The 8,438-nt window shown below is 66.2% G+C and carries 11 protein-coding genes and 1 pseudogene; 7 read left to right on the forward strand and 5 right to left on the reverse strand.

The annotated features are described in order from the left end of the window. Positions 1-68 precede the first annotated feature (68 nt). The 4 genes and pseudogenes from NW75_RS20005 to NW75_RS20025 form a co-directional block, all read right to left on the reverse strand. Positions 69-851, reverse strand: a complete 783-nt coding sequence (locus tag NW75_RS20005) for an enoyl-CoA hydratase-related protein (protein WP_033967131.1) — start codon at positions 849-851, stop codon at positions 69-71. 126 nt (positions 852-977) lie between these two features. Next, positions 978-1,431 (reverse strand): annotated as a pseudogene (gene mce / locus NW75_RS20010) (methylmalonyl-CoA epimerase). Between the two features lie 558 nt (positions 1,432-1,989). Next, complete coding sequence (gene cobS, locus NW75_RS20020) at positions 1,990-2,991, reverse strand: cobaltochelatase subunit CobS (RefSeq protein ID WP_033967133.1); 1,002 nt, start codon at positions 2,989-2,991, stop codon at positions 1,990-1,992. Positions 2,992-3,061: 70 nt separating this feature from the next. After that, positions 3,062-3,739 (reverse strand): winged helix-turn-helix transcriptional regulator, encoded by a 678-nt coding sequence (locus NW75_RS20025; protein WP_231565347.1) that lies wholly within the window; start codon positions 3,737-3,739, stop codon positions 3,062-3,064. An 81-nt stretch (positions 3,740-3,820) separates the two neighbouring features. Between NW75_RS20025 and NW75_RS20030 the strand changes: the two genes are divergently transcribed. From NW75_RS20030 to NW75_RS20040, 3 genes are read left to right on the forward strand one after another with little or no spacing between them, the layout of a single operon-like run. After that, a complete protein-coding gene (locus NW75_RS20030) occupies positions 3,821-4,252 on the forward strand; it encodes a VOC family protein (RefSeq protein WP_033967135.1) in 432 nt (143 codons plus the stop codon). Positions 4,253-4,298: 46 nt separating this feature from the next. Continuing rightward, positions 4,299-4,649: a DUF1428 domain-containing protein gene (locus tag NW75_RS20035; RefSeq protein WP_033967136.1), complete on the forward strand. Its 351-nt coding sequence runs from the start codon at positions 4,299-4,301 to the stop codon at positions 4,647-4,649. A 23-nt stretch (positions 4,650-4,672) separates the two neighbouring features. Continuing rightward, on the forward strand, positions 4,673-5,491 hold the full coding sequence (locus tag NW75_RS20040) for a VOC family protein (protein ID WP_231565348.1): 819 nt from the start codon (positions 4,673-4,675) through the stop codon (positions 5,489-5,491). Here the strand turns inward: NW75_RS20040 and NW75_RS20045 are convergent. Further along, on the reverse strand, positions 5,465-6,085 hold the full coding sequence (locus tag NW75_RS20045) for a J domain-containing protein (protein WP_033967137.1): 621 nt from the start codon (positions 6,083-6,085) through the stop codon (positions 5,465-5,467). The genes NW75_RS20040 and NW75_RS20045 overlap by 27 nt on opposite strands. A 39-nt stretch (positions 6,086-6,124) precedes the next feature. On the opposite strand from NW75_RS20045, the gene NW75_RS20050 reads away from it, so the two are divergent. The 4 genes from NW75_RS20050 to NW75_RS20065 are packed head-to-tail and all read left to right on the forward strand — an operon-like array spanning position 6,125 to position 8,397. Next, the gene (locus NW75_RS20050) at positions 6,125-6,427 is read left to right on the forward strand and encodes a BolA family protein (RefSeq protein ID WP_033967138.1); all 303 of its coding nucleotides are present in this window, start codon (positions 6,125-6,127) and stop codon (positions 6,425-6,427) included. 3 nt (positions 6,428-6,430) lie between these two features. Next, positions 6,431-7,057, forward strand: coding sequence for a glutathione S-transferase (locus tag NW75_RS20055; protein ID WP_033967139.1), 627 nt, complete (start codon positions 6,431-6,433; stop codon positions 7,055-7,057). 30 nt (positions 7,058-7,087) lie between these two features. Next, positions 7,088-7,498 carry an NUDIX domain-containing protein gene (locus NW75_RS20060; protein ID WP_231565349.1) on the forward strand — a complete coding sequence of 137 codons (411 nt, stop codon included), beginning with the start codon at positions 7,088-7,090 and terminating at the stop codon, positions 7,496-7,498. Continuing rightward, entirely contained in the window at positions 7,495-8,397 is a 903-nt protein-coding gene (locus tag NW75_RS20065) for a pirin family protein (RefSeq protein WP_033967142.1), read from the forward strand. Before NW75_RS20060 ends, NW75_RS20065 begins: the two co-directional genes overlap by 4 nt. Positions 8,398-8,438: the final 41 nt, after the last annotated feature.

Here is an 8,438-nt window from a genome sequence, read left to right on the forward strand (position 1 = left end):
GGCGACCCTCACCCTTCCGCCGCCTTACGGCGGCTCCCTCCCTCTCCCAAAGGGAGAGGGAATGCAACTCACGCCCCCTTGAACACCGGCTTGCGCTTTTGCAGGAAGGCGATGCCGCCCTCCATCGAATCCGCACTGCCGCGCACGGTGCGCTGGTTCTCGGCTTCCTGCAGCATGGCGGCGGCATAATCGACTTCATAGGCGTGGCGGATCTGCCGCCGCATCAGCCCCAAGGCCACCGTCGGCCCCGCCGCCAGCCGATCGGCCAAAGCGAACGCCTCGGCATCGAGCGCATCGTCGGCGACGACCTTGTGGATCATCCCCCAGTCGAGCGCCTTGGCCGCCGCGACGCGCTCGCCCAGCAGCATCATTTCGGTCGCGCGCGCACGGCCGATCAGCCGCGGCAGCATCCAGCTTGCGCCGCCATCGGGCACCAGCCCGATATTGACGAACGCCTGCAGGAAATAGGCCGTCTCGGAGGCCACACAGAAATCGGCGGCCAGCGCCAGGCTGCAGCCGATCCCCGCCGCCGGCCCGCGCACCGCGCTCACCACCGGCACGCTGAGTTCGGCAAGCGCCGCGATCGTCGGGTTATACGCCTCGGTCAGCGCCTTGAAGGTGGTGTTGCCCGGATCATGGCTGCCCAACGCCCCGCCCGCGACATCCGCGCCCGAACAGAAGCCGCGCCCGTTCGCCGCGATCAGCACCGCGCGCGCACCGTCCAGCGCAGCCAGCGCCTCCCGCAATTCCACGAACATTTCGGGCGGCGCGGCGTTCAGCCGCTCGGGCCGGTTGAGCGTCAGCACCAGCACGTCGCCGCGCCGTTCCTGCTGGATCATCGTGTCGGTCATGGCCTCTCCCTATCTTCGCGCGCATGCTGTCCGGACAAAGGCGCACCCACGCAACGTCGCTTTGATCCGTCCCTACAGAGCGGACATATCATGCGTCCACTCGCCTATGTCACGGGGCATGCCGCGTCAGCCGTGCGCCAGCGCGGGCGTTTCCATCACTTCGACCAGCACGCCCCCCCATATCCTTGGGGTGCAGGAAGACGATCGGCGTGCCATGCGCGCCGATACGCGGCTCACCCAGCACCGTCACGCCCTTGGCCTTGAGCGCTGCCACCGCCGCATGGATTTCGGGCACTTCGAAACAGACATGGTGCTGCCCCCCGGCCGGATTCTTGCGCAGGAAGCCCGCGATCGGCGAGCTGTCGTCATACGGCTCGATCAGTTCGATCTGCGTGTTGGGCGTGTCGATGAAACACACTTTCACGCCCTGCGCGGGCAAATCGAACGGCGCGCCGATACGGGTCGCGCCCAGAACGTCGCGATACAAAGCGATCGAGCGTTCGATCGAGGGCGTGGCGATTCCGACATGGTTGAGCCGCCCCAGCGTGAAATCGGCGGCAGCGGAAGACGGCTCGGTCATCGACAATCGGCCCTTTGCAAACGCTTATTGATCGTCCGGTGTCGCCGGAGCGGCCGGCGCCGCGGCGGCCACCAGCGCGCGCGGGCGGCTTGCCCAGTTCATAGCCGCACGCCGTCAGCACTTGCCGGATCGGCGCTTCGCCGGGGCCCGTAAACTGCGCTTCGACGATCTTCTCCTCGGGGTCCACCACGCGCACCTTGATCGCTTTGCCGTGCGCGATCATCGCGGCGAGGTTGCTCACCACCAGATCGTCGCTGACGAACGCGCCATTGCCCGGAAATTGCCAATTGGTGCCAAGCCAGCCGCCATCGTCGATGTTGATCGCCACCGGGCGCGGCTGTGCCGCCGCGAAGCCGGGCTTGGGGATGAATTGCAGCGAGACGATCTTCTCGCTGGTCGCATCGCAGCGCACCACCAGGCGCGCTGTGTCATCGCTCGACCAGGCGGAGGTCGAGGTCGCGACGCTCTTGCCGCTGGTGCGCGTCTGCACCGCCCAGGGGGCAGGCGCAGCGGCGGGTGCGGGCGCTGCCGCCGCCTGGAGCAGGAGCAGCGCGAGCATCACTGTGCCACCACGCTTTCGGGCAGATCCTTGCCGAACACCCGCTGATAATATTCCGCCACCAGAGCGCGCTCCGTTTCATCGCATTTGTTGAGGAAGGACAGGCGGAAGGCAAAGCCGACATCGCCGAAGATCAGCGTGTTCTGCGCCCAGGTGATCACGGTTCGCGGGCTCATCACGGTCGAAATGTCGCCGTTGATGAAGCCGCGTCGCGTGAGATCCGCCACGCGCACCATATTCTCGACCTGCTTCTTGCCCTCGGGCTGATCATATTCGCCCGATTTGGCGAGCACGATCCGCGCCTCGACCGCCGCTGGCAGATAGTTGAGCGTGACCACGATGTTCCAGCGGTCCATCTGACCCTGGTTGATCTGCTGGGTGCCGTGATACAGGCCCGACGTATCGCCCAGGCCCACCGTATTGGCGGTGGCGAACAACCGGAAATAGGGGTTGGGGCGGATCACGCGGTTCTGGTCGAGCAGCGTCAACTTGCCCTCGGTTTCCAGCACGCGCTGGATCACGAACATCACGTCGGGGCGGCCCGCATCATATTCGTCGAACACCAAGGCGGTCGGCGTCTGCAGCGCCCAGGGCAGCAGCCCCTCGCGGAATTCGGTGACTTGCTGGCCGTCCTTCAGCACGATCGCATCGCGCCCGATCAAGTCGATGCGGCTGATATGCGCGTCGAGGTTGATGCGGATGCACGGCCAGTTCAGCCGCGCGGCGACCTGCTCGATATGCGTCGATTTGCCGGTGCCGTGATAGCCCTGCACCATCACGCGGCGGTTGTGCGCAAAGCCTGCGCAAATCGCCAGCGTCGTGTCCTTGTCGAACACATAGGTCGGGTCGAGATCGGGCACGCGCTCATCGGCTTCGCTGAACGCCGGGACTTCCATGTCCGAATCGATCCCGAACAGGTCGCGGACCTTCTTCATCTGGTCGGGCGCGTCGAGGATCGTAGTCTCGCGGCTGTCGGGCTGAGTGTTCGGAATCGTGGTCATTGCTGAATGCTCTGCAAGGTGGTTGCCCCCTCCCTAGCCCTTCGTATCGCGCGAAGTCGAGACGTGAGTTTCATGCAATTTTGGGCGGCAGTTCGAACACAGTGCAGAAGCGTGCGGCGAGTGCGACATCGCCGCTGACCGCCAGCCGCCCCCACGACACCACCTCCGCCAACGGCGTCGTGCCGAACAGCGCGGGCAGAAAGGCGTTGGGCTCGCCTTCAAACACCGCATCGGGATCGGCGACGTCGCCGCGGCTGACCGTCAGCGCGCCATCGGCAATGCGGGCACCATAACGCTCCTTACCGAGCACGAAACCGAACGCCCCGGCAAAGCCCCGCGCTCGTTCGGGGTGAAACATCATGCGCAGCGCCAGCATCAGCGCCACGCGCGAAAAGGGCAGCGACGGGTCATGCGCGGGCGACCGCAACGCCCAGCGCCCCAGCGCCATCACGATCGGCTCGGCTTCATACCCCCACGGCGTCAGCGCATAGACCTGGACATTGGCGGGCGGCGGCAGCGTCGCGCGCGCGAGAATCCCTGCCGCCTCCAGCCCCTGCAACCGCTGCGTCAGCACGTTGGCGCTCAGGCCCGGCAAACCGCCGCGAATTTCGCTGAAACGTCGCGGCCCCAGCAGCAATTCGCGGATGATCAGCAGCGACCAGCGCTCCCCCACGAACTCCAGCGCCAGCGCGGTTCCACACGCATCGTCATACCAGCGCTTCGTCGCAACCGGAGGGGTTTTGGTCACTTTTTCTAACTTCATGGTTGTTTTAAGTAACCTGAAGATGCATCAAATACAAACAGCGAGTCGCAAAAGGAGAGGTGCGCCGTGGCCAACGCCGTCTTTATCAATTTGCCCGTTGCCAACGTCGCTGCGTCCATCGCCTTTTACGAAGCGATCGGCTGCACCAGAAACGAGCAGTTCTCCAACGCCTCCGGTGCCGCGATGACGTGGTCGGATTCGGTCAGCTTCATGCTGCTCGCCCACGATCTGTACAGCAGCTTCACCCCCAAACGGATCATCGATGCGCACGCGACCAGCGGCGCGCTGTTCGCGCTGGCGCTCGATTCGCGCGAGGCGGTGGATGCGTTTGCGGCGCGCTCGCTGGCGGCGGGCGGGCGCGAGGCGCACGGCGCGGAGGACGAAGGCTTTATGTATTCACGCGGGATCGAGGATCCCGACGGCCACGGCCTCGGCCCGTTCTGGATGGATGCCGACGCCGCGCCCGCTGCGCAGCCGCAGGCGGAAACGGCCGGCTGACCCGATCAATCCCGCCACCCACCCTCGAACGATCAGGAGAGGACGCATGTATATCGACGGCTTCGTGATCCCCGTGCCGACCGAGCGCAAGGCCGAGTTCCTCGACCATGCGCGCCTGGTCGACGCGATGTTCCTGGAACTCGGCGCGACGCGCATCGTCGAGGGCTGGGGCGACGACGTTCCGGCGGGTCAGCACACCGATTTCGCACGCGCCGTCGCCGCGACGGCGGAGGAAACGGTGGCGTTTTCGTGGATCGAATGGCCCGACCGGGTGACGCGCGATGCGGCAATGGAAAAGATGCGCAGCGACCCCCGGATGGCGGACACGCCGATCCCGTTCGACGGCAGGCGCATGATCTTCGGCGGGTTCGACCCCGTCCTCGACCTCACGGCCTGACCTTAACGCGAGAGGAGCGCCCCATGACCAACCCACACGGCACCCCGATCTGGTACGAGTTGCAAAGCATCGACCCGCCCGCGTCGAAAGCGTTCTACGATCACGTCATCGGCTGGTCGATCGGCGAGCCCACTCCCGAAATGGATTACCGCATGATCGAAACCGGGCACGGCGCGGTCGGCGGGGTGATGCGGCTGACGCCCGAGATGGCAGCGGGCGGGGCGAGGCCCGGCTGGCTGTTCTACCTTGGCGTAGACGATGCCGATGCGACTGCCGATGCGATCAAGGCCGCAGGCGGAACGGTGCATATGGGCCCGTGGACCATGCCGGGGGTCGGCCGCATGGCGGTGGTCGCCGATCCGCAGGGCATCCCCTTCTACATCATGCGCGGCGACAGCGACGCATCGAGCACCGCTTATGAGCGCACCGGCATGGGCAAGTGCAACTGGAACGAGCTGATCACTCCCGATCAGGACGCCGGCGACGCCTTTTACCGCAGCGTGTTCGGCTGGAACTATCCCGACGTCATGCCGATGGGGCCGATGGGCGAATATCGCTTCATCGCGGTCGGCGACCTGACCTTCGGTGCGACGATGCGGCATGACGGCTCGGGCCCGCCGCCCGGCTGGCGCTTCTATTTCCGCGCGCCCGATATCGAGGCGGCAGCCGCCAAGGTGACCGAGGCGGGCGGCAGCGTGACGATGGGGCCGATCGAGGTCCCCGGCGCGACCGCATCATCGTGGCGAGCGATCCGCACGGCGTCGTCTTCGGCGTGGTCGGCCCGGGTGACGCTGCCGTCGCGGAGCATTGAGCGATCAGGCGAACGCCGCCGCGCTCTTTAGCTGGGTATAGGCTGCGATCACGTCCTGCAGCTTGCTCTCGAAACTGCGGTCGCCGCCATTGCGATCGGGGTGATATTTGCGCACCAATTCGGCATAGCGTTCGCGCAAACCGCGCCGGTCGACATCGGGGGCGAGCCCCAGCACCTTGAGCGAGCGCCGGTCGACCTCCGACAAAGGCCGCCCGTCCTTCCGCTCTGGCTCCATCTTGCGCCGGAAACGCGCGCCGATCGCGTCGAGCGGGTCGCTGAAATCGGACCATTTCGGCGGCACGTCCCCGCCCGAATGCGCGAAGGCGCGCGTCTCGCGCTCCCATCCGGCGAACGGGCGCTGTTGCGCGTGGATTTCCTCGGGGCTCATACCGTTGAAGAAATTGTAGCGCGCGTTGAACGCGCGGACATGGTCGAGGCAGAACCAGCGATAGCCACGCGGGCCATCCGCACCGAAACGCGGTCCATCGCCCGCCGGCGCGCGAAATTCACCGGCTTCGTTGCAGCCCGGTTCCTCGCACACGCGCCCGCTTCCCTCCACGCGTCCGTGGAAGCGCGGGGCGGGCCGCTCTCTCGCGCCATCTTTCTTGTCGTCGTCGCGGGCCACGCGGCTCCCTCAAATGCAAAAGCGGTCTATATAGGCGCGATGACAGACCCTGCCACCGCCCCCCATCCGATTCCGCGCCCGATCGTCGACGAGATTCGCGACCGCCTCGTCGCCGCCCTCTCCCCGACCGCGCTCGATGTCTCCAACGACAGTGCGCAGCATGCCGGGCATCTGGGTGACGACGGCACCGGCGAATCGCACTTTACCGTCACGGTCGAATCCGGGGCCTTTGTCGGTTTGTCGCGCGTTGGGCGACAGCGTTTGGTCAATCAGGCGCTGGCGGACCTGCTGCGGGACCGCATTCACGCCCTCGCGATCCGCGCCCGGGCTCCGGGAGAATAAGCGATGCGCTACGGTCTGTGGTATTGGCCCGGAATCCAGGGCCGTGGCGAATTCATCAGATTGCCGCTGGAGGCAGCGGGGATCGCCTATGTCGAATGCGGCCGCGTCGAGGGTGAGGACGCGCTGGTCGCCAACATCCTGCTTTTTCTCGGCGACCATCATCAGGTCGGCGCATCGCGCATTGCCGACCGGTTGTGGCTCAACCAGTTGCAGCTGACGATCGCCGACATGGTCACCGAGGTCCACAGCGTCCACCACCCGATCGCCGGGTCACTGACCTATGAGGCGCAGAAGGACACTGCGCTCGCGGTAGCCAGGGTGTTCCGCGAGGAGCGCATGCCCAAATTCCTCGATCACTTCGAGCAGGCGGCCAATAGCGGTTCGGGCGAATGGCTAATCGACCATCACTGGACCTATGCCGACACGTCGCTGTTCCAGTTGGTCGAGGGGCTGCGCTATATGTTCCCCAAGCGGATGGCCGCGCTCGAGCCCGCTTATCCCGGCCTGATCCGCATCCACGATCTCGTCGCCGATCTGCCCGGCATCCGCGCCTATCTGAAGAGCGAACGCCGCCTGCCCTTCTCGCAGAACGGCATCTTCCGCCATTATCCCGAGCTCGACGCTGCATGACCCGCACCCCCCCGCCCCGCCGCGCGCATCGTGTTGCTCGATCCGGCGGGGCGCGTCCTCTTGTTCCGTTTCGACCCAGATGACCGCCCGCCTTTCTGGTGCACGCCCGGCGGCGCACTCGATCCGGGCGAAGACTATCCCGCCGCCGCCCGACGCGAATTGCTGGAGGAAACCGGCTTCGATCTCGATCCCGGCCCCGAAATCCTACGCCGCGTGGTCGATTTTCTGACGATCGAAGGCGTGCCCGTCACCGCCGACGAACGCTATTTCCTCGTCCGCGCGCCGCACGACCGGATCGAGACGCACGGCCACACCGCGCTCGAACAGCGCGTGATGACGCGCTGGCGCTGGTTCACCCGCGCGGAACTGACGCAAGCGACCGAGCCCTATTTCCCGAGCGACCTGCTCGCCCTTCTCGCCGATCTGGAGGCACAGCCATGACCAATGACGATCTGATCCTGCAGACGATCACCCCCTCGACCCACGATCTCGGCGGCTTCAAGGTACATCGCACCTTGCCGTCGCGACCGCGCACGATGGTCGGCCCGTTCATCTTCTTCGACCAGATGGGCCCCGCACGGCTGGAGGTCGGCACCGGCATCGACGTGCGCCCGCACCCGCACATCAATCTGGCGACGGTCACCTATCTGTTCGCAGGCGCGCTCGGCCACCGCGATTCGATCGGCAGCGACGTGGTGATCGAGCCCGGCGCGGTCAATCTCATGACGGCAGGGCACGGCATCGTCCATTCCGAACGCTCGCCCAGCGCCGAGCGCGCGGTCGGCCCCGAATTGTCGGGCATCCAGACCTGGCTTGCCTTGCCCGAAGCGGATGAAGAGCGCGATCCCGCCTTCGAGCATGTCGCCAAGGCCGATCTGCCGACGGTCGAGACGCCGGGGGCCCGTGCGCGCGTGGTGATGGGCAGCCTATGGGGGCAGAGCGCGCCGACCACCACTTATGCCAGCACGATCTATGCCGACATCGTGCTCGATGCAGGCGGCGCGGTGCCGATCGATGCAGAGGCCGACGAGCGCGCCATCTACATCGCGATTGGCGAAGCGACGCTCGACGGCATGACGCTGGAGCCGATGACGCTCTATGTGCTCAAACCCGGCGTCGCCGCGACGCTGCGCTCCGCCACCGGTGCGCGCGCGATGCTATGCGGCGGCGAGGCGTTCACCACCCCGCGCCACGTCTGGTGGAATTTCGTCTCGTCCAACCGCGACCGCATCGAAGAAGCCAAGCGCGCCTGGACCGCAGGCGAATTCCCCAAGGTGCCCGGCGACGACAAGGAATGGATCCCGATCCCCGGCGTGCCGAAGACCGTGAGTTATCCTTAAATCTACTCCCCTCCGCTTGCCGGGACGGGGGAGGGCAAGGG

It is taken from the genome of Sphingomonas sp. Ant H11 (assembly GCF_000797515.1).
GTDB lineage: Bacteria > Pseudomonadota > Alphaproteobacteria > Sphingomonadales > Sphingomonadaceae > Sphingomonas.